Origin of the sequence: Mucilaginibacter terrae, from assembly GCF_031951985.1 — a bacterium.
Taxonomy (GTDB): Bacteria; Bacteroidota; Bacteroidia; order Sphingobacteriales; family Sphingobacteriaceae; genus Mucilaginibacter; species Mucilaginibacter terrae_A.
In genome coordinates this window covers 3,785,629-3,806,052 of the sequence record NZ_JAVLVU010000001.1, presented here as the reverse complement: position 1 = coordinate 3,806,052, position 20,424 = coordinate 3,785,629, and the positions used below count along the sequence as shown (strand labels likewise).

20 protein-coding genes are annotated in these 20,424 nt (G+C 43.3%); 8 read left to right on the top strand and 12 right to left on the bottom strand.

Annotation, left to right across the window (positions count from 1 at the left end; translation table 11 throughout):
• Window positions 1-82: 82 nt before the first annotated feature.
• Both QE417_RS16230 and QE417_RS16225 read right to left on the bottom strand, forming a co-directional pair.
• Window positions 83-640 (bottom strand): type 1 glutamine amidotransferase domain-containing protein, encoded by a 558-nt coding sequence (locus QE417_RS16230; RefSeq protein WP_311951515.1) that lies wholly within the window; start codon window positions 638-640, stop codon window positions 83-85.
• 75 nt (window positions 641-715) lie between these two features.
• Entirely contained in the window at window positions 716-1,609 is an 894-nt protein-coding gene (locus tag QE417_RS16225; protein ID WP_311951514.1) for a LysR family transcriptional regulator, read from the bottom strand.
• Between the two features lie 110 nt (window positions 1,610-1,719).
• Between QE417_RS16225 and QE417_RS16220 the strand changes: the two genes are divergently transcribed.
• Window positions 1,720-2,937, top strand: coding sequence for a glycosyltransferase family 87 protein (locus QE417_RS16220; RefSeq protein ID WP_311951513.1), 1,218 nt, complete (start codon window positions 1,720-1,722; stop codon window positions 2,935-2,937).
• On the opposite strand, the gene QE417_RS16215 is transcribed toward QE417_RS16220, so the two are convergent.
• On the bottom strand, window positions 2,938-3,702 hold the full coding sequence (locus QE417_RS16215; protein ID WP_311951512.1) for a hypothetical protein: 765 nt from the start codon (window positions 3,700-3,702) through the stop codon (window positions 2,938-2,940).
• 89 nt (window positions 3,703-3,791) lie between these two features.
• Complete coding sequence (locus QE417_RS16210; protein WP_311951511.1) at window positions 3,792-4,799, bottom strand: aspartate-semialdehyde dehydrogenase; 1,008 nt, start codon at window positions 4,797-4,799, stop codon at window positions 3,792-3,794.
• A 284-nt stretch (window positions 4,800-5,083) separates the two neighbouring features.
• Between QE417_RS16210 and QE417_RS16205 the strand changes: the two genes are divergently transcribed.
• From QE417_RS16205 to QE417_RS16195, 3 genes are all read left to right on the top strand, one after another.
• A complete protein-coding gene (locus tag QE417_RS16205) occupies window positions 5,084-6,040 on the top strand; it encodes an NAD-dependent epimerase/dehydratase family protein (protein ID WP_311951510.1) in 957 nt (318 codons plus the stop codon).
• Between the two features lie 137 nt (window positions 6,041-6,177).
• Window positions 6,178-6,903 (top strand): YebC/PmpR family DNA-binding transcriptional regulator, encoded by a 726-nt coding sequence (locus QE417_RS16200; RefSeq protein WP_311951509.1) that lies wholly within the window; start codon window positions 6,178-6,180, stop codon window positions 6,901-6,903.
• A 205-nt stretch (window positions 6,904-7,108) separates the two neighbouring features.
• Window positions 7,109-8,332 (top strand): hypothetical protein, encoded by a 1,224-nt coding sequence (locus tag QE417_RS16195; protein WP_311951508.1) that lies wholly within the window; start codon window positions 7,109-7,111, stop codon window positions 8,330-8,332.
• 3 nt (window positions 8,333-8,335) lie between these two features.
• On the opposite strand, the gene QE417_RS16190 is transcribed toward QE417_RS16195, so the two are convergent.
• The 6 genes from QE417_RS16190 to kbl all read right to left on the bottom strand — a co-directional run bounded on the left by QE417_RS16190 (window position 8,336) and on the right by kbl (window position 12,315).
• On the bottom strand, window positions 8,336-8,920 hold the full coding sequence (locus QE417_RS16190) for a TetR/AcrR family transcriptional regulator (protein WP_311951507.1): 585 nt from the start codon (window positions 8,918-8,920) through the stop codon (window positions 8,336-8,338).
• A gap of 3 nt (window positions 8,921-8,923) precedes the next feature.
• Window positions 8,924-9,337 carry a hypothetical protein gene (locus QE417_RS16185; protein WP_311951506.1) on the bottom strand — a complete coding sequence of 138 codons (414 nt, stop codon included), beginning with the start codon at window positions 9,335-9,337 and terminating at the stop codon, window positions 8,924-8,926.
• Between the two features lie 4 nt (window positions 9,338-9,341).
• Window positions 9,342-10,376, bottom strand: coding sequence for a phenylalanine--tRNA ligase subunit alpha (gene pheS / locus QE417_RS16180; RefSeq protein ID WP_311951505.1), 1,035 nt, complete (start codon window positions 10,374-10,376; stop codon window positions 9,342-9,344).
• A gap of 8 nt (window positions 10,377-10,384) precedes the next feature.
• Window positions 10,385-10,807 carry a PIN domain-containing protein gene (locus QE417_RS16175; protein WP_311951504.1) on the bottom strand — a complete coding sequence of 141 codons (423 nt, stop codon included), beginning with the start codon at window positions 10,805-10,807 and terminating at the stop codon, window positions 10,385-10,387.
• On the bottom strand, window positions 10,797-11,003 hold the full coding sequence (locus QE417_RS16170) for a hypothetical protein (protein WP_311951503.1): 207 nt from the start codon (window positions 11,001-11,003) through the stop codon (window positions 10,797-10,799). Before QE417_RS16170 ends, QE417_RS16175 begins: the two co-directional genes overlap by 11 nt.
• A gap of 121 nt (window positions 11,004-11,124) precedes the next feature.
• A complete protein-coding gene (gene kbl / locus QE417_RS16165) occupies window positions 11,125-12,315 on the bottom strand; it encodes a glycine C-acetyltransferase (protein WP_311951502.1) in 1,191 nt (396 codons plus the stop codon).
• 132 nt (window positions 12,316-12,447) lie between these two features.
• Here kbl and QE417_RS16160 point away from each other — a divergent pair, with 132 nt between their 5' ends.
• Together QE417_RS16160 and trhO are read left to right on the top strand one after the other, a co-directional pair.
• Entirely contained in the window at window positions 12,448-14,952 is a 2,505-nt protein-coding gene (locus tag QE417_RS16160; RefSeq protein ID WP_311951501.1) for a DUF5686 family protein, read from the top strand.
• Window positions 14,953-15,095: 143 nt separating this feature from the next.
• The gene (gene trhO, locus QE417_RS16155) at window positions 15,096-16,055 is read left to right on the top strand and encodes an oxygen-dependent tRNA uridine(34) hydroxylase TrhO (RefSeq protein WP_311951500.1); all 960 of its coding nucleotides are present in this window, start codon (window positions 15,096-15,098) and stop codon (window positions 16,053-16,055) included.
• A gap of 167 nt (window positions 16,056-16,222) precedes the next feature.
• Here trhO and QE417_RS16150 read toward each other — a convergent pair whose 3' ends face one another.
• Entirely contained in the window at window positions 16,223-16,783 is a 561-nt protein-coding gene (locus tag QE417_RS16150; RefSeq protein ID WP_311951499.1) for an REP-associated tyrosine transposase, read from the bottom strand.
• 75 nt (window positions 16,784-16,858) lie between these two features.
• Complete coding sequence (locus QE417_RS16145) at window positions 16,859-19,162, bottom strand: GH92 family glycosyl hydrolase (protein WP_311951498.1); 2,304 nt, start codon at window positions 19,160-19,162, stop codon at window positions 16,859-16,861.
• A gap of 137 nt (window positions 19,163-19,299) precedes the next feature.
• On the opposite strand from QE417_RS16145, the gene QE417_RS16140 reads away from it, so the two are divergent.
• Both QE417_RS16140 and QE417_RS16135 read left to right on the top strand, forming a co-directional pair.
• A complete protein-coding gene (locus tag QE417_RS16140; protein ID WP_311951497.1) occupies window positions 19,300-19,878 on the top strand; it encodes a LemA family protein in 579 nt (192 codons plus the stop codon).
• Between the two features lie 103 nt (window positions 19,879-19,981).
• Complete coding sequence (locus QE417_RS16135) at window positions 19,982-20,416, top strand: TPM domain-containing protein (RefSeq protein ID WP_311951496.1); 435 nt, start codon at window positions 19,982-19,984, stop codon at window positions 20,414-20,416.
• Window positions 20,417-20,424: the final 8 nt, after the last annotated feature.

Below are 20,424 nucleotides of genomic sequence, written 5' to 3'. Positions count from 1 at the left end.
TAATAAGTATTTGACTGTTAAACAACAAAGCCACCTTACGATAACGTGCGTAAGATGGCTTTATTTTTTGGCTTATTATGCTTTATGCATGGGGTTCATGCACCCCTTCACCAATTTCTTCAATGGTCTTTTTGTTAAAAGCTTCCAAATCGTCGGGCGTACGGCTGGTTACCAATCCATTGTCGGTAACAACCTGCTCATCTACCCATTCGGCACCGGCATTTTTTAAATCGGTTTGTAATGATGGGTACGAGGTTAACTTACGACCTTTAAGCATACCAGTTTCGATCAGCATTTGCGGGCCGTGGCATATAGCGGCCAGCGGCTTGCCTTCATCTAAAAATGCCGATACAAACGCGACTGCATCTTTATTCTGGCGTAGTTTGTCAGGGTTAAGCACGCCGCCTGGTAATACCAGCGCGTCATAATCATCGGGGCTTACATCGGTTAACAGTTTATCAACGTTTACTTCAATACCCCAATGGTCCTTATCCCATGCTTTAACGGTACCTGTTTTAGGCGATATAACGTGCACCGTAGCACCTGCCGCCTCTAACGCCTCTTTCGGGCTGGTTAGTTCCACTTGTTCAAACCCATCTTCGGTAAGGATAGCTACCTTACGGTTATTTAAATTTGCCATAATAGTATAATTCTTTATTAGTTGAATTCCATTTATACTACACGGTTAAATATTTAAAGTTTCAAGAAATTTCAATTAATAGTGTTCCAACGCATAATTCATAAAATTACTGGTAAGCCCGTAGTCTTCTGTTCCCTTCCGACGGATGAAATAAAAGTTGCGGATAATTTTTAATCCTTCGATCGGCACTTCCACCAAATCCCCTTCGGCCAGTTCGCGCTTAATGGATGGGCGCGGCATAAAGCCAAGGCATTGATCGGCCAGGAGGAAATTTTTGAGTGCCTCGGTGCCGCCCAAGCGTATTTTTACAGACAGATCGGCCGGTTTAATATGATGGTCGGCCAGTGATTTGAGCAGCGCGTTAAGCGTACCAGAGCCGCGCTCGCGCAGCGCCAGTGGTGTTTTAACCAATTGCTTTAAGCTAAGCGATTTACCCGCCAACGCACTTTTAGCCGAACATACGGGTATAACTTCATCGGTCATAAATGATTGGTACGATACATTGGTGAGTTTATTATCAACCTCAATAATGCCAATATCAACCTCGTGGTTGAGCAGGGCATTTAAAATATACTCGGAGTTACGGTTAACCAACTGCACACCCACATTGGCATATTTATGCTGAAATCCCGACAAAATTGGTGGTAAAATATACAGCGCTATAGTGGTGCTTGCCCCCAAACGCAAATGCCCCGCAGCGTACGATTGATTGCTTAGCAAGGCCATATCGTACTCGGCTTTGCGTTCAATTTCGGTAGCTTGCAGCAGGTATTCGTTTAGTTTGGTACCGGCCTCGGTGAGCATAATACTGTTGCCTTTGCGTTCAAAAAGCGGGAGTTTATACTGATCTTCCAACGCTTTTACGTGTTTGCTTATAGCAGGCTGTGTAATAAACAGCACCTGTGCCGCCTTTGAAAAACTCAGGTTGGCAGCAACTTCTAAAAAAACACGGTGCGCAAAGGAGATCATACCGCTCAAAAGTAACTTTTTTATGTGATGAGTGACAATAACATATCTTTAACTATCTCCAAAAATTCAAATATGTAAATTGCGCTGTCAAATCTGCCCGGCACACTCACATGCGCAACAATAAACTCTACCTCGCTATATTCATCATTATTACCATTGCATTCGCCATTATATCGTACGGGCGTGGCATGCGTGCCGATGTTAATGGCGACTATTACATTTACTGGGAAACCGGCAAGCACTACCTCAGCGGCGAAAAACTTTACACGCCGGGTTTAGTTGATGGTGGCTTTACCTACCCTCCTTTTGCAGCATTGTTTTTCAGCTTGTTCTCGTTCTTGCCATTTCATGTGTCGGCATTCCTATTTACTTTTTTGGTGAACTATGGCTTATGGATAGCCTCTTTCGTGCTCATTCGCAGAATAATGAGGGCTTATTACCCTCATGAAGATCTTAAATGGCCGCTTGTTATTTCGGTTGCCTTATCGGCAGGTTTTTACTGGCATAACTTTATATGGATGAACTCTAACCTGCCGGTACTTTGCCTTACCCTTTTAGGCGTGTTATACTACCAGCGGAAGCAATACGGCTGGAGCTATGTATTTTTTATGGCCGGAACTTTTTTTAAGATCACCCCGGTATTGTTCCTTATTTTTGTAGCCATTAAACGCGGACCTAAACACTGGCCTAAAATTGTACTTACCGCACTGCCATTCATCATTATACCCGCCATACTGCGCGGTTTACCCACCGGCATTAACGATTGGAAAGATTATTACGAAGCATTTGTAGCCCCATTTAGCAAAGGAAAAATTGACGAAAACATTATTAGCCTGGGCATACCAGCCTTACTTAATAAAATGAACACCGGTAATGCCGAAGTTGGGATCGCACCCATTTTTCATTTATCGGCATCGGCATTAAAACTTATCATAATTATCTTTCAGGCTACAAGCATGTTAGCCCTCTTAGCAAAGTTTGCTTATGACAGGTATATAAAAGGCTTTGAAAATTTTTCGGCTACCGATGTTTGCCTCATTTTTATGGTTACGCTCCTGCTGCCCGGCCGGGTTTGGGCACATCATCATGTGTGCACCGGGTTTATTTATACTTACCTCTGCTTCATCCTCATAAAGCAAAAACGAACCGCACTGCTTGTGGTTACCTGCTTACTGGGTATGCTCACCAACCTCATTACCAAAAATGCCATAGGGCAAACCCTAACCGATATTTTAAAGCACTATAGCTTTGTTACTTTGTTAATGGTATTTGTGACGTTTGCGATATTGATATTTAGGAAAAAAGAAGAGGTGTTAGTTAAAGAATAATTAGCTCTTAACCTTTTCAAAATATTGGCCGGTAAATTTATAAGTTATAAAGCGCTTGGTTACCCTCCCACTTTCATCTACCAATGGAATTTTGATTTCCTTTTTTACACTATCATATAAAATAGATGGCCTTACTTTCCAATCAACAATCGAAAAAAAATCATACGAGTATTCAATACTGTTATGTAAACCGCTTAAGGTTTTAATTAGCTTAGTATTGGCAAGCAATTGCCCATTCTGAAAGTTGAATACACGCAGGCCTTCACTAATATCTTTGGATGAATAGATACCTTTATAATTGACAAGGTAATAGCTTTTATCTCCCTTTTTTAATAAATAGATATTCTCGTAGTAATAACCGGCATCGCCGTCTCCATCCTTATCTTCAATTCCCGTCGAATTTACTTTATTACCAACCCTATATTGCACAACATTTTGAAAGTAATGCATTGTTCCGCCTGTCCATGTATCCCACGAATATATTCGCAGCAAACCATCGGGCGATGTGGCAGTGGTTAATTGCTTTATATTAAACTTCCATCCCAAACTTGCCGGGATGCTTTTTGTCACAGTTAAGAGATAATTACTTAAATTTTGATTGGCTTTATCCAGCGAATCATACTTAGTATCACTATTACTCTCCGCCCAATAGCTTATTCTGTCAACTTTCTTTTGAATGTCCTGCTCCAGTTTTATCCTCTCCGGTTGAGCAAACAAACCACCGGCCACAAGCATAAACTGGACTAAAAAAAAGCATTTTTTCATACACACAATATCAACAAAAAAGGGATAGCCCAAAAGACTATCCCTTCAATATATTCTCCTGTTCCCCCTCCAGGGGGTTAGGGGGCGAGTTACGCTTCTACAGCCTGACCAACCAAATGGTTAGCTACCAAATACTCGGCAATTTGTACGGCGTTGGTTGCAGCGCCTTTACGCAGGTTATCTGATACGATCCATGCATTCAGTGTGTTCTCCTGCGTTTCATCGCGGCGTAAACGACCTACAAATACATCATCTTTTTCATGAGCGTCTAAAGGCATTGGGTATTTCAGGTTGGCCACATCGTCAACCACTATAATGCCCGGAGATTCGCTCAGCAGGGTACGTAATTCGTCCAAATCAAAATCTTTCTCAAACTCAATATTAACCGACTCAGAGTGACCGCCCATAACCGGGATACGCACGGTTGTTGCCGTTACTCGGATGCTGTCGTCGCCCATGATCTTTTTGGTTTCTTTGATCATTTTCATCTCTTCCTTGGTGTAGCCATTCTCAGTAAACACGTCGATGTGCGGCAATACGTTCAGGTCAATTTGATAGGGGTAAGCCATTGGGCCTTCGATGCCTTTACGCTCGTTAAACAGCTGATCCACAGCCTTAACTCCAGTTCCGGTTACCGATTGGTAGGTTGACACCACTACACGTTTAATTTTATATTTATCGTGCAGTGGCTTTAAGGCCACTACCATTTGTATGGTTGAGCAGTTAGGGTTGGCAATAATTTTATCTTCGGCAGTTAATACATCGGCGTTAACCTCGGGCACAACCAGTTTTTTAGTTGGGTCCATGCGCCAGGCCGATGAATTATCGATAACGGTAATACCCGCTTCGGCAAATAAAGGAGCCTGCTCTAATGAAGTACTTCCGCCCGCCGAAAACAAGGCAATATCGGGCTTCTGCTTTATCGCATCCTCAACAGCTACCACCTTATATGGCTTACCCTTATAGATAACTTCTTTACCTACACTTTTTGCGGATGCCACTGGGATCAATTCTGTTACCGGAAAGTTGCGTTCTTCAAGAATCTGCAACATTTTAGTGCCTACCAAACCGGTAGCACCTACTACTGCGACTTTCATTTGTCTCGAATAAATTATGTAATTAATAAAATGTTAATTTTCAAATGTATGGTTTTTTAAACAATAAAAGCCTTAAACGCTTTATTTATAAGGTTTTTGAGATGATGTGCATTGATAAATTTCATCTTTAATACAAAATATTATTTGGCATCAATTTTTCTTTAATTACATTAACTGTAAAAACATCGGTACAATATTCAAAACAACATCACTTTTAAACCTGTATATCAAACACATTTACGTACATTTTTGTAAATTTGCGTACACCCAAATATTATATGGCAATGAGCGAGAAAGTATTGGTTATTGGCGCTAACGGACAAATTGGTAGCGAACTGGTTTTAGCCTTACGCAAAAAACATGGCGCAGATCATGTTATTGCCTCTGATATAAATGCGCCGGTTGATGCCATACGCAACGGTGGCCCTTTCGAAATTGCCAACGTGCTTGATAAGGACAATCTGCAACATATATTTGAACAGCACCGCCCAACACAGGTTTACCTGCTGGCGGCCATACTATCTGCCGTGGGCGAGCAAAAACCAAAACTGGCGTGGGATTTAAACATGAACGGCCTTATCCACGTGCTCGATCTGGCTGTTGAGTTTGGGGTGAAGCGAGTATTTTGGCCAAGCTCTATTGCAGTGTTTGGCCCGCACTCACCAAAACAAAATACGCCTCAATACTGCGTAATGGACCCGAACACTGTTTACGGTTTCAGTAAACTGGCCGGCGAACGCTGGTGCGAGTACTACCATGCCAAATACGGGCTTGATGTGCGCAGCATACGCTATCCGGGCCTCATCAGCTGGAAAACCAACCCGGGTGGTGGCACTACCGATTATGCTGTGCATATTTTCCATGAAGCCCTGCAAAGCGGCACCTATCAAAGCTTTTTATCAGCCAATACGGCCTTGCCTATGATGTATATGGATGATGCCATTCGCGCTACATTAAGCCTGATGGATGCGCCGGCCGAACGCCTTACCATACGCTCGAGCTACAATTTAGGCGGCATCAGCTTTACACCCGAGGCCCTTGCCGCACAAATAAAGCAACATATACCAGAATTCACACTCTCTTATACCGATAACGACCCGCGCCAGGCTATTGCCGATAGCTGGCCGCAATCTATCGACGACACCTCTGCTCAAACCGACTGGGACTGGAAACCTGAATATGATATTGAACGCCTTACCAGCGAAATGCTGAAAAATTTAAAGAATAGTTTAGTTTTGTAGTCTGATTTCCTAACTGTTATTTAGAGTGACAACGAGAAATCCTGTACAAGTTGTATATAACGTTGTATAAGATTACTCTCTCCGTTCGAAATGACAACCTGGAATAAATATATAACAAGCAACTATTCGCTATAAAAATGGGAAGAGCATTTGAGTTTCGTAAAGAAAGAAAATTTAAGCGTTGGGCCAAAATGGCCGTTCAGTTTACCCGTTTAGGTAAAGAGATTGTGATGGCTGTTAAAGATGGCGGTCCTAATCCTGAAAGCAACTCGCGCCTGCGTACCGCCATGCAAAACGCCAAAGCGGTAAACATGCCTAAAGACCGTGTTGAGGCTGCTATTAAACGCGCATCGAGCAAAGACGAAAAAGATTACGAAGAATTAGTATACGAAGGTTATGCCCCTCATGGCGTAGCCGTACTGGTTGAAACCGCAACCGATAACACCAACCGTACCGTGGCCAATGTACGCAGCTACTTTACCAAAGTTGGCGGCACGTTAGGCAAAACAGGTTCGCTGGATTTTATTTTCAGCCGTAAATCTGTTTTCCGTTTCGACCCGGGAGAACGCGATTTAGAAGAGTTGGAGTTTGAACTGATAGACGCAGGCCTTGAAGAACTTTTTGTTGAAACCGACGAAGAGGGCAAAGACGTTGCCGTTATACACGCTGCTTACGAAGACTTTGGCAAAATGCAGAAAACTTTAGAAGCGCTGGGCATCGAGCTAAAATCGGCCAAGCTGGAGCGTATTTCATTATCAACCACCGAAATTAGCGAAGAAGCCGCTGCAGATGTACTGAAGCTAATTGACAAATTGGAAGAGGACGACGACGTGCAGGCGGTTTACCATAATATGGCAGAGTAAGGTATAGAGTCAAGAATCAAGAGTATAGAATCGAGACTTTACTTAACTTCTCCCCAATAGCCCCAACTCGTCATTGCGAGGTACGAAGCAATCTCTGCGCAAGCATATCAGCTATGCCGGTAAAGTTCAGAGATTGCTTCGTACCTCGCAATGACGTATACAAAACCAAATCCGAAATCGAACATCCGAATTCCGAAATCACCCTATGTTATTCGAAGAGTTTTTTAAAAAGAAGAAAATAAATCTCACTACCCTCGAAAAAGGGCAGCCCGAGCTATTTTTGGAATTTAAAGAGCACTACGCACAGATGGGCGAAAAGAGTTTCGATCATACCAAAAAATACTGGTTTAACCGGTTGAGGCACGAGTATCCGCTACCTGCAGAGGCTAAGATTGATAAAGTACATATTGAAAATCAGCTTGCCGAACAAACCGTTGCCGAAGCTTTAACCGAACCTACTCCACAAACAGGGGCTCCTAAATTAGGTTTCAAGCCTAAGTTTAAAGCAGGCACTACAACCATACCAGCCCCAGCTGCCGAAAAAACTGCTGAACCGGTTAATGAGGCGCAAGCACCCGCAGCAAGTACAGATAACCCTGAAACGCCTGCCGCTGATACACCTGCAAAAATTGGTTTTAAACCGCGCTTCAAGGCCGGTACAACTCCGAAGCCTGCAACTGAAAACACAGCACCCGAAGAGCCTAAAACAGCGCCAAACGAAACGGCATCAGAAAACGCAAAACAACCTGCCCAATTAGGATTTAAGCCGCGTTTCAAAGCAGGGGTTACTTCTAATAAACCTGTTGAGGATAACGTTGCGCAGGAAGACTCTAAAACAGAGCCTTTTGAAACACCAGCAGAACCGACAGAGCAGCCAGCTAAATTGGGTTTCAAACCACGATTTAAAGCAGGGGTTACTACCAGTAAACCTGCCGAAGAAGCACCTGTTTCTTTAGAAACAAAAGCAGAGGCTAAACCAACAGAGGCAGCGGATAATATTACTGAAACACCATCGACCGAAACCAACGATACACCTGCTGCGCCAAAATTGGGTTTTAAACCAAGGTTTAAAGCTGGCGTAACTACTATCAAATCAACGGAAGAAGCTGCTCCTTTAGAACAGCCGGAAACTAAAGCTGTTGAAGAAAAAGCGGAAGAGAAACCTACAGAAGAAATTCCGGCTGCACAACCCGCTGTTTCGGAGGCACCCAAATTAGGTTTTAAACCGAGGTTTAAGGCTGGTGTAACCACTACTAAACCAGCTGAGGAAGTTGTTGCAAAATCTGAATTAAAAGCGGATGAGCCTGTTGCTGATGAACCAAAGGAAGAACCAAAGCCTGAAGCTCCGGCAGTCAAACAGCCTTATAAGCCACGGTTTACTCCAGGCATGATAAAGCCTAAACCACCTACCGAAAGCGAAAGCGAGTAGCTGTTAGTTTACGGTAATGGCAGCCTTAACTAAATAAGGCAATATTTCTTTTTGGAATGATACGAAGTTTTTGCGCACATCTGCATCGCTTACGGAGGTAAAGGCAAAGCTAAACACGATATTTTTACTGCACTTAATTAAAAACCTTATACGCTGCTGATAGCTGTCATGCTTGCGGATACCGGTAAGGCGCATAAATGAGCTAACCAACAGGTCTTCCAACTCGTTTGATAGGTTACGCAAAAACTCCTGTGAGTTGGCCGATTCGCGAATGAAATCCCACCCTATAAACTCGTTACACACCGTGTATGATAAGCGGCAGGTTTTCATAATGAGGTTGGTGAGGTGAGTTTCCTCATCCATTTCGGGGGTGTCGGTATGAATCAGCTCATCAACACTTACCTGTATGTAATCCATGAGCAGGGAGTGCAAAATGGCCTCCTTACTTTCAAAGTACTTATAAATGGTTGCCTTGGCTATTTTAGTCCTTTTGGCAATTTCATTAACGCTGGTTTTATGGTAGCCAAACTTGCGAAACAGCTCCTGCGCCGAGCGCTTTATGCTCTCTCTTATTTTATCGGCTTCCATGTATCAATTATACACAAATATGCTAACATTATTAACTGACACGCTATACGTGCGCAATGAGCGCGTTGCCGGTGCCTTAACCGGCGAACCATCGCTCAGTAAGAATTTTGAACCACTGCACGGGTCGGTAGCGGTAAGGCCGGTATCATCAATGGTTACGGCGCAACGCTTTTCGGGCTGGTAGCTGCTGCAACGGTCGAACGCTACATAATTAGTGGCCGATGCGCGGTAAATAACAATACCCGAAACACCGCCTGCAACAGTTACAGCACCGCCAACCGCATTTAAACGACTCAAACGCGGGTCGGTAAGCGGTGCCTGAAAGTTTACCGCAACACTGGGTATATAGCTCTGGTCTGCTTTTCCGCATGCGGCAAGTGTTATTAAAAACCCTATCAGGCAAACCAGTTTTTTCATTACCTTAAACAATATCCGTTTTAAACTGCCTTAAAAAGCGTACGTCGTTTTCTGAGAACAAGCGTAAATCACGTATCACATATTTAAGGTTGGTAATACGCTCAATACCCATACCAAAGGCAAAGCCGGTGTATTTCTTGCTGTCGATACCGCAATTTTCGAGCACGTTAGGATCAACCATACCGCAGCCTAAAATTTCGACCCAGCCGCTGTGTTTACACATATTACAGCCGGCTCCTTTACAAATGGTGCACGATATATCCATTTCGGCCGATGGCTCGGTGAAAGGGAAATACGACGGGCGGAAACGAACCTTAGTTCCCTCTCCATACAACTCCTGCACAAAGTGAAATAGCGTTTGCTTTAAATCGGCAAACGATACGTTCTCATCCACATACAAACCCTCTACCTGGTGAAAAAAGCAATGTGCACGTGCCGATATAGCCTCATTACGGTAAACACGCCCCGGCATAATAGCACGGAATGGTGGTTTGCCGCTTTCCATCATACGTACTTGTACCGATGAAGTGTGGGTACGCAAGGCAATGCTGTCTTGTCCCCCATCTTTAGTGATAAAGAAAGTATCCTGCATATCGCGGGCAGGGTGCTCCTCGGGGAAGTTTAGTGCCGAAAAGTTATGCCAGTCGTCCTCGATCTCCGGTCCCTCGGCCACTACGAAACCTAAACGTTTAAATATATCGATGATCTCGTTACGTACCAGCGACAACGGGTGACGTGAGCCAACTGCAAAGCCTTCGCCCGGCAGGGTTAAATCTTGTTGTGAGTTGTCAGTTGTCAGTTGTGAGTCAAACTGCTCTTTATAAGTCTGATGTTTACCCTCAATTAGTTGCTTAAACTGGTTAAGCACTTTTCCTAAAGTGCGTTTTTCTTCGGGCGTGGTGTTTTTAAACTGTTCAAAAAGGTCTTTAATTAAGCCCTTGGTACCTAAAAACTTAATACGAAAAGTTTCCAGTTCCTCGGCGTTAGCCGGCGAAAATACTTCAACCTCCGCGGTGTATTTATCTATTAGTTCCTGCATTTCAGGTGTTATAATGTTCTTAAAAATTGCTCGGCCGTTAAAACGGGGATGGTCGAGTGTTTATAGTCTTTTGTGTTTCGGGTGATAATGATGTCGGCTTTAGCATTTTCGGCAACGCTAATCTGTATTGCATCTTCAAAATCATTATTGTTACTGTTTATTGCAAAATCAATATCTTCTGCAGTAACAACCGATAGAATGGCAATAATTTCAGCAAGTAGCTTAATATGAAGCCTGGCGGTTGCTTTATCCTTTAACGATTTGTTTAAAAAGTAATGAACGTTTGCAATTACTAATGTAGATGTATAAAGTGTAAAACTGTATTTATCAGCAGCGTTTAACAGCGTTTGGCTAAATCTAAAAAAAGGCTCACGTTTGAGTAGCAGGTCTAAAATAATATCGCTATCAACAAACACTTTTTTAGAGGCCATACTTTTCTTTCAGGTACTCATACTTCATGTTATCGATCTGTTCATCAGTATAATCACCTTTGATAACACCTGTTAACGCTAATATATTAGCAGATAATTGATTCCCATTCAAATCTACCTCACTTCCTTTCCCCTTGCTTTCAATACGTTGCGATTGAGCAACATCAACTACATATGCTTTGAGCAGAGCATTCAAATCAGTATGCTTTTCTTCGGCGTAGCTTTTAATTATTTTCTGCTACGCTATCGTCCAAATCTAATGTAACCTGAATAGTTGTCATATCTACCTCCTCAACACAAATATAGCATAAATACGCCTATTTAATTACGTCCAACTCCTTACCCACCTTAGTAAAGGCCGCAATAGCCTTATCCAAATGGTGCTGCTCGTGCCCTGCCGATATTTGCACACGTATACGCGCTTTGCCTTGTGGTACTACCGGATAATAAAAACCAATTACGTAAATACCTTCTTCGAGCATGCGGGCAGCAAATTGCTGCGATAACTTGGCATCGTACAACATAACCGGCACAATGGGGTGCACACCCGGTTTAATGTCAAAACCAGCCTCCGTCATTTTCTCACGGAAGTATTGGGTGTTAGCCTCCAGCTTATCGCGCAGGGTTGTAGCCTCACTTAGCATGTTCAATACCGCGATGGATGCTCCGGCAATTGATGGTGCTAAAGTGTTAGAGAACAGGTACGGGCGCGAACGCTGGCGCAGCATATCAATAACCTCTTTACGGCCCGATGTGAAACCGCCCGATGCACCGCCAAGGGCTTTACCCAAAGTACCGGTAATAATATCAATACGGCCCATCACATTGTGGTGCTCATGCGTTCCACGACCGGTTTTACCCATAAAACCCGAGCAATGGCTCTCGTCTATCATTACCAGGGCATTATATTTATCGGCCAGGTCGCAAATTTTATCGAGCTGGGCAACGGTGCCATCCATGCTGAATGCACCATCAGTTACAATAATGCGATGACGAAGTTCCTGAGTAGCTTTCAGCTTTTCTTCCAGGTTGGCCATGTCATCGTGTTTATAACGATGGCGCTGGGCTTTGCATAAACGAATGCCGTCAATGATGGAGGCATGGTTCAGTTCATCGGATATAATGGCATCCTGATCATTAAACAAAGGCTCAAAAACACCACCGTTGGCATCAAAAGCTGCTGCGTAAAGGATAGTATCTTCGGTACCTAAAAACTCCGAAAGCTTAGCTTCCAGCTCTTTATGTACATCCTGCGTACCGCAAATAAAACGTACCGACGATAAGCCGTAGCCATGATCATCGATGGCCTTTTTAGCAGCCTCAATAACTTGCGGATGCGATGATAAGCCAAGGTAATTGTTGGCGCAAAAGTTTATTACTTCCTGTCCGCCCAATACTTTAATATCGGCGCCTTGAGGCGATGTAATAATGCGTTCTCTTTTATATAATCCGGCCGCTTCAATGTCGGCAAGTTCTTGCTGCAAAACCGGTTTCAGGGTATCGTACATCAGTTATATTTTTTTAAAATGCAAAGGTAAGCATTATTGCCCATTAGCCACAATAACGCACTTATTAGAAATTAATTAGCTATAAAACAAACATTTTCGTGATAAATGATATATACATAGAACATTCAACTTATGAAAGCACGTTTATTTATATTTTTTTTAGCCGCAGCGTTACAGGTTCATGCCCAAACCTACCGTTTAGCCGGCCGTATCAGCGATGAAAAAAAAGCGCCTGTTTCATTTGCTTCCGTATATATCCGTAATTCAACTTATGGCACCACTGCCAACGAAGATGGATTTTATGAATTTAAACTCAGTGCCGGAACATATAATGTAGTTTTTCGCTCGGTGGGCAATATTGAACGCACCGAGAAAATAACCATCAGCAACCAGGATCAGGAATTTAATGTAACCCTTGCTAATGAGCCATTTTCCTTACAGGAAGAACCCGGTAGCGGCGATGAAGGCAATCCCGGTAAAGACATCATCAAAAAAGTAATTAATAAACGTGAATATTACCTTAACCAGGTAGATGAATATTCGTGCGCCGTTTTTGTAAAAGGCGTACAGCGTTTAACCAGTGCACCGCAAAACCTCATGACGCGCGATGTACGCCGGGTATTGCAACTGGATGCTAACGGCAAAGGCATTTTGTATCAGTCCGAATCGTTGTCAAAGTACAACTTCCGTAACCCTAATTGGGTACGCGAGGAAATGATAGCCTCTAAAACGGCCGGACAGAATGCGGCTTTTAGTTACAATAAAGCATCGGATTTACAGGTAAATTTTTACCAGAACAATTTTGAGATTGAGGGTTTAAGCGCACGTGCATTTGTGTCGCCTTTTGCTTCTAACGCACTGCGCTTTTACAATTATAAACTGGTAGGCAGATCTATAAAAAGCGGCAGGCGAATTGCAAAAATACAGGTAATTCCCAAGCGCCGTAATGAGGCGGTTTACCTGGGCAATGTTTACGTAGTTGAGGGCGACTGGCGCATTTATGGTGTAGACCTTATCCTTACTAAAGAACAAGCCAACATAAACCTGGTCGATACGCTAAATATCAGTCAGCAATATATACCCATTACGGATAGTGTTTGGTTGCCTACATCTACCCATTTTGACTTCCATGGAAATGTGCTTGGCTTTAAGTTTCAAGGCTATTACCAAGCCATTTACAATAATTACAATATTAACCCTCAATTTCCTAAAGGCTTTTTTAATGGCGAGGTAATGCGTATCGACACCCAGGCCAGCGCTAAAAATGGCCGCTATTGGGCAAATAACCGGCCGGTACCTTTAACTGTTTTAGAGGAACGGGATTATAAAAAGAAGGACAGCCTTTTTGCCATACAACACACGCCAAAATATCTCGACTCGCTGAATAAAGACCAAAACGGGTTTGCTCCTTTAAGCTATCTCATATTTGGCTACCAAAACTATAATCGCGAAAAGCGGCAATCATGGTACCTCGATCCTTTCCTGCAAACGGTGTTTTACAATACAGTTGAGGGCTGGGGTGTTAATGCCAAAGTTAGTTACATTAAAGGTTTTGATAATGGGCAATCGTACAGTATAACCCCAGAGGTTAGATACGGCTTTGGTGCTAAAATGCTGAATGCCAACGTGGGCTTTACGTACAACTACAATCCGTCAAGCCAGTCAACCTTATCGGCCCGCTTTGGCAGCGATGTACTGGATTTAAATAATGCCGGCACACGCTCACTATTCTTTAACACTCTAAGCACTCTGTTTTACGAAAATAATTACATCAAACTTTACCGTACAAATTTTGGAGTAGTTGCCTGGCAGCATGAATTAACCAATGGCTTATTGCTAAATACGCAGGTTTCATATGCCGAGCGGCAGCAGTTGTACAACCAATCGTTCAACCACGTTTTTGATAATAAAGATAAAACGTACACCGCTAACAACCCGCTGGCTAACCCGCCAACTGTTGAGTCGATGTTGTTTCCAACTAACCAGGCTTTAACCGCTAAGGCCTCGTTAACTTATACCTTCAGGCAGCAGTACATTGTGCGCCCTGATGGCAAGTACATTGAACCCTCGTTATACCCCAAAATACGCATAAACTATCGTAAAGGTGTTAGCGGCGTGCTGGGTTCTGATGTAAATTATGATTTTGCATCAATCGATGTGTTTGACGACCGGATGAAAGTTGGATTGATCGGCTTTTCGGCCTTTAAAATTACAGCCGGAACTTTCTTAAATCGTAAAAGCCTGTACTTTATGGATTATAACCACTTCTTTGGTAATCAGGGAACCACGTTTAATCCAACCATCGGTAGCTTTCATTTTCTGCCGTTTTATGAGTTCAGCACAAACCGCTCATTTATAGAGGCACATTACGAGCATAACTTTGCCGGCAATTTTCTGAGCAAAATTCCATTCGTGCGCAAACTTAAACTGGAAGAACTGATTGGGGTAAATTACCTGGCACAAGGCAAAAACAGCACTCCCGTTAGTAATACAGGCCTTATGCAACCTGTAAAAGGCAGCTATACCGAAGCTTATATTGGTGTACAGCGTTTTATATTAAGGGTTGATTACGGTATGGCGTTCGACGGCAACCGTAAAGTTGTACAGGGAATACGGATATTTTACGGGATAAGGTAACCCCACCCCAGCCCTCCCCGAGGGCAGGGAGCTATTATAATCTCACTTTTTCAATAAAAGTCCTCTCCTTTGGGGAGGATTTAGGTGGGGTTTCTTATCTTTGCGCTTCATTAAACGCTGTTTGCAGCAGTATCAATGTTTTTATGGCGAAGTATAACACACTACTGTACTATTGTTATTCAACAATAGCTGATGCGGAGCAATTTGCTGCCGATCATTTAAAATTTTGTAAAAGCTTAGGTTTAACCGGTCGTATTATTGTGGCCGATGAAGGCTTGAACGGCACTGTGTCGGGTACGCCCGAAGCGTGTAAAGCCTACATGGAAGCCGTACATGCCGATGGCCGTTTTAACGCAACTGAGTTTAAAATAGATGAGGTTGATGAACCATCATTTGTAAAAATGCACGTGCGTTATAAATCTGAAATTGTGCATTCCGGCTTACGCGATCCTCAAATGATCGACCCTAAAAAACAAACCGGCAAGCACCTGGAGCCAACCGAGTTTTTGGCGATGAAAGATGATGAGGACGTGATTGTGCTTGACGTGCGTTCGAACTATGAACATTCGGTTGGTCGTTTTAAAAATGCCGTTACTTTAGATATCGAGAACTTCCGCGATTTTCCGTCGAAAATTAACGAGCTGGCTAAGTATAAAGACAAAAAGATATTAACCTACTGCACCGGCGGCATCAAATGCGAAAAAGCATCGGCATTATTACTGCACGAAGGTTTTGAGAATGTATACCAATTGCACGGCGGCATTATTAAATACGGCAAAGAAGCCGGCGGCGAAGATTTTGAAGGAAAATGTTACGTTTTTGATAACCGCTTAACGGTTGATGTAAACAGCGTGAACCCAACCGTGGTATCAACCTGTTACAACTGCGGCAAGGCCACCGATAAAATGATCAATTGTGCCAACCCCGAGTGCAACGAGCACTTTACCCAGTGCGACGAGTGCGGCACACAACTGGAAGGCAGCTGCTCACCCGAATGCCAAAGCCACCCGCGTAAACGCGTTTATGATGGCACAGGGTATTATGTTAAAGTACCGCAACCGGTAAATTTGACTAAGAAAAGTAAAGTTCAATTAGCTGAATAAATAGTAAAGGCCGCTCGTTTGAGCGGCCTCTTGTTTGTTAATTAGAGTTTCCAAATTTCTGGCGCAAGTATGTAGGGCAGGGTTTCGAGCGAAGGCTACTTGTGCCTATCCTGCGTTCAGGCACAAGTAGCCATTACACAGTCCCTAATACATACTTGCGCCAAAAATCAGACCACCAACGGATCAATCAATATCACATCCATCATTGAAGACAAACCATAATAATTTCGGGCACTACTATATAGGTAATCTTCAGGCTTCTCTACAAATCCGGCTTCTATTGGGTTATTATGAATATAATCAAGCTTTTGATGGAGTATTTGATGTGTGTTGAGTTCTATTGGATGATTATCCTGTTGCCACAATTGAAAGTTAGCATTATTACCGTTTCTTTTACCAGCGCGCTGCTTCATCCATAACATCCATTGCTTTCTACTTTCCTGCGGATGATGCATTATTGCTTCCTTCAATTGCTGTGAAGTGTGCCTTTTCATATCACGCACAATATCAGAAAGGTTGTCTTGGCCCGAACCAATAATCATATGGACGTGGCTGGTCATTATACACCATCCATAAATTTCTAATCCCTTATTCTTCTTACAGTAATTCCAGCTATTAATGAGAATTTGTTTGAAATCGTTCCGAATGAACAGATCAATCCAATAAACAACCGAGAAGCTTATAAAATAAAGCTTCTCATTATTACCAAATTTGTATTTATTGCTCATTTATGATTGTTTAAGGCACAAGTAGCCACCGCACTTTCCTGCCCTACATACTTGCGCCAGAAAATTTTTTTTAGCTTACTTATGCTTATTCCCCATAAAAAACACCAACTCTCCCCCATTCATAATGTCAGCATGTTTAATACTTAACCCATCCAACGGCTTACCATTCAACAATACCTTTTGCACATACACATTTTTATCACTCTGATTTTTTGCCGTAACAGTAAACGTTTTGCCACCGGGCAACTGCACTACCGCACTATGAATAGCCGGACTGCCCAAGGAATACTCATCACTTCCCGGAGCAACAGGGTAAAAGCCGAGGTTAGTAAAAATGAACCAGGCGCTCATTTGGCCAGTATCATCATTGCCACCTAAGCCATCTGGAGTAGGTTTGTACATTTTAGGCAAAATCATGCGTACGCGTTCCTGGGTTTTCCATGGCTGGTTGGTCCAGTTGTAGAGGTAGGCTACATGGTGCGATGGTTCGTTGCCGTGCACGTAGTTTCCAATAATACCGTCACGGGTTATGTCTTCGGTTTCTTCAAAAAACTTATCTGGCAGGTGCATGGTGAACAAGGAATCGAGGTATGGCACTACACGTTTGCTGCCGCCCATAATTTCTATCAGTCCTTTAGGGTCATGCGGGGCAAACAAGGTATAGTTCCAGGCATTGCCTTCAATAAAACCTTGGCCAATAGTGGTTAATGGGTCAAATTTTGGCCTGAAGCTGCCATCTGCCAATCGCGGGCGCATAAAGCCCGAAGCTTTATCATATACGTTACGGTAATTTTGGGCACGCTTGCTAAACTCTTCGTAAATATCCTGCTTGCCTAACTTTTTAGCCAACTGGGCAATACACCAATCATCATAAGCATACTCCAGCGTGCTCGATACCGATACCCCGTTGCGCTCATCAGGAATGTAACCTTTATCCATATAATAGCCAATACCTTCATAATCGCGTTTACGGGCGGTGGTAACACAGGCTTCAAGCGCCTTATTCACATCAATACCGGCGGCGTTGCCTTTTATAATGGCATCAGCCACTACCGATACGCTGTGGTAGCCCGACATGCACCAGTTCTCGTTACCCGAGTTTGACCACACCGGCAACATATGTTCAGGGCTTTGGTCAAAGTGCGCCAGCATCGATTTTACCATATCATTATTCCGCTGCGGATCAATAATATTAAACAGCGGGTGCAGCGCCCGGTAAGTATCCCACAACGAAAAGGTAGTGTAATTAGTAAACCCATTGGCCTTGTGCACATTCTGATCTAAACCCTTATACTGTCCGTCGGTATCCATATAAATGGTGGGGTTAATTAAGGTGTGGTAAACGGCGGTGTAAAAGTTCTCTTTAGTGGCTTTGCTTGGGGTTTGTATTACAATTTTTTGCAGTTCACTCTCCCATTGTTGCTGGGCAGCGGCTTTTACCTTGTCAAAATCCCAGCCCGGCACTTCGGCCTGCATGTTGTTTATGGCACCCTGCATGCTCACCGGCGATAGTGCCATTTTAATTTTCACCTTCTCGCCACCGGTAGTTTTAAAGTCGAAGTAAGCTTTTATACGCTGACCGGCAATCTCCGGAAAGTTTTTATTCTGATTAAATTTCCCCCAAAAACCACGGTAAACCTGTTTGGTCGACTCATTACGGAAACCATGCGACATAATAGGTTTTGAAAAACGCATGGCAAAGTACAGCACGCGGTTTTTAGCCCAGCCGTTTGTTTGGCGGTAGCCGGTTACCAATGTATCATTCACCACACGGATGTAGGTCCATACGTTTTTATCAGGGTAGTTGTATATTCCGGCAGTTAGGTCGAGCACAATGTGTGCATCATCGGCTTTAGGGAAGGTGTACTGATGAAAACCTACGCGGGTGCTGGCGGTCATTTCGGCGGTAATATTATAATCGTCGAGTTTGGCTTTGTAGTAACCAGCCTCGCTCACCTCGTTTTGATGCGAATATCGTGAGCGGTAACCGCTGCCTGGTTTATCGGCCGTGCCGGGGTTTAATTTTACAGCACCCACCGTTGGCATCACCAAAAAGTCGCCTAAATCAGAGTGCCCGGTGCCGCTAAAGTGAGTATGGCTAAAGCCGGTTATGGTTTTATCTTCGTACTGGTAACCTGCGCAGTACTCATACACACGCGGATTGTATTTGCCGTTAAGTTCGTAGCCAATGCTATCGGTTTCAGGACTTAACTGCACCATTCCAAACGGCACCGTTGCGCCCGGATAGGTATGCCCCATACGTTCGGTACCAATAATGGGCTTAACGTATGGCACCAGTTTTTCGGCAGGTTTCTTTTGGGCAAAGCCCGAAAAAGCGCTTAAAGAAAGAAGTATTAAAGGCAGATAACTTTTTTTCACTTTTTGCAGAATATTAAAGAGTTGATTTGAAACATATTTGCCATATTGGCATTACTTGCATATGCTTGTAACAACGGTACAGCATTTGTAATCTAACTACCAAAGTTCAACTTTAATCAAACATTAAGAAGAAAAACATGAAAAATTTACTCATTGTTGTTGTGTTAGCTGTTATTGTTTTAGGTTTTGGAACCTGTAGCTACAACGGCATCGTAAAATTAGATGAGGATACCAAAGGAAAATGGGGTGCCGTGCAAAGCCAGTACCAACGCCGTGCCGACCTTATTCCAAACCTGGTTGCTACCGTAAAAGGTGTAGCCAATTTTGAAAAAAGCACGTTAACCCAGGTTGCCGAAGCACGCGCTAAAGCCACATCGGTACAGGTAGATGCTTCTAAACTAACCCCTGAAACAGTACAACGCTACCAACAGGCACAAGGTGAGCTTAGCACAGCCTTAGGCCGTTTACTAAGCATTACCGAAAACTACCCCGACCTGAAAGCTAATGAGAACTTTACCTCGTTACAGGCCCAGTTAGAGGGTACCGAAAACCGGATCACCGTAGCCCGTATGGATTTTAACAGTTCGGTACAGGCATATAACAGTAAAATACGTTCGTTTCCTACCAACCTGTTAGCAGGTATTGGCGGCTTTAGCGCCAAAGGCTATTTTGAAGCCGAAGCTGGTGCCAAGGCAGCACCTAAGGTGGAATTTTAATATAATGAGTGAAGGGATGAATTAGTGAATGAGTGAGTATTTTTAGTTCCTTAATACATTCTCTAATTCATTCCCTCTATCGTTCAATCATTGATATACAACGATGAAATTTAACGAAGAAGCCCAGCAGCGTATACGGCATGCTATTGAACAGGCCGAAAAAAACACATCGGGTGAGATACGTATCTGCGTAGAGAAATCGTGCAAGGATGAAGACCCTCTAAACCGTGCTGCAAGTTATTTTTATAAGCTGGGAATGGAGAAAACAAGCTTGCGAAATGGTGTACTCATTTACCTGGCTACCGACGACCAAAAGTTTGCCATTATAGGCGACCAGGGCATCAACAATCTGGTACCTCCCAATTTTTGGGACAAAACCAAAGAGAGCATGTTGAGCTACTTTAAAGATGGCGACGTGCTCCAGGGTCTTATCATAGGTATTGAGTATGCAGGTAAGCAGTTGCAACGCTATTTCCCGGTAAACGCGGGCGACAAGAATGAACTGTCGGACGATATTGTATTTATTGACGGCGAATAATCAGATTT

Coding starts and splice junctions, on each gene's coding strand:
- QE417_RS16160 (WP_311951501.1), top strand. CDS start 12,448: ATGAAAGCACGTTTATTTATATTTTTTTTAGCCGCAGCGTTACAGGTT.
- pheS (WP_311951505.1), bottom strand. CDS start 10,376: ATGCAGGAACTAATAGATAAATACACCGCGGAGGTTGAAGTATTTTCG.
- trhO (WP_311951500.1), top strand. CDS start 15,096: ATGGCGAAGTATAACACACTACTGTACTATTGTTATTCAACAATAGCT.
- QE417_RS16175 (WP_311951504.1), bottom strand. CDS start 10,807: ATGGCCTCTAAAAAAGTGTTTGTTGATAGCGATATTATTTTAGACCTG.
- kbl (WP_311951502.1), bottom strand. CDS start 12,315: ATGTACGATACCCTGAAACCGGTTTTGCAGCAAGAACTTGCCGACATT.
- QE417_RS16225 (WP_311951514.1), bottom strand. CDS start 1,609: ATGATCTCCTTTGCGCACCGTGTTTTTTTAGAAGTTGCTGCCAACCTG.
- QE417_RS16140 (WP_311951497.1), top strand. CDS start 19,300: ATGAAAAATTTACTCATTGTTGTTGTGTTAGCTGTTATTGTTTTAGGT.
- QE417_RS16215 (WP_311951512.1), bottom strand. CDS start 3,702: ATGAAAAAATGCTTTTTTTTAGTCCAGTTTATGCTTGTGGCCGGTGGT.
- QE417_RS16190 (WP_311951507.1), bottom strand. CDS start 8,920: ATGGAAGCCGATAAAATAAGAGAGAGCATAAAGCGCTCGGCGCAGGAG.
- QE417_RS16150 (WP_311951499.1), bottom strand. CDS start 16,783: ATGAGCAATAAATACAAATTTGGTAATAATGAGAAGCTTTATTTTATA.
- QE417_RS16200 (WP_311951509.1), top strand. CDS start 6,178: ATGGGAAGAGCATTTGAGTTTCGTAAAGAAAGAAAATTTAAGCGTTGG.
- QE417_RS16220 (WP_311951513.1), top strand. CDS start 1,720: ATGCGCAACAATAAACTCTACCTCGCTATATTCATCATTATTACCATT.
- QE417_RS16185 (WP_311951506.1), bottom strand. CDS start 9,337: ATGAAAAAACTGGTTTGCCTGATAGGGTTTTTAATAACACTTGCCGCA.
- QE417_RS16135 (WP_311951496.1), top strand. CDS start 19,982: ATGAAATTTAACGAAGAAGCCCAGCAGCGTATACGGCATGCTATTGAA.
- QE417_RS16230 (WP_311951515.1), bottom strand. CDS start 640: ATGGCAAATTTAAATAACCGTAAGGTAGCTATCCTTACCGAAGATGGG.
- QE417_RS16205 (WP_311951510.1), top strand. CDS start 5,084: ATGAGCGAGAAAGTATTGGTTATTGGCGCTAACGGACAAATTGGTAGC.
- QE417_RS16195 (WP_311951508.1), top strand. CDS start 7,109: ATGTTATTCGAAGAGTTTTTTAAAAAGAAGAAAATAAATCTCACTACC.
- QE417_RS16210 (WP_311951511.1), bottom strand. CDS start 4,799: ATGAAAGTCGCAGTAGTAGGTGCTACCGGTTTGGTAGGCACTAAAATG.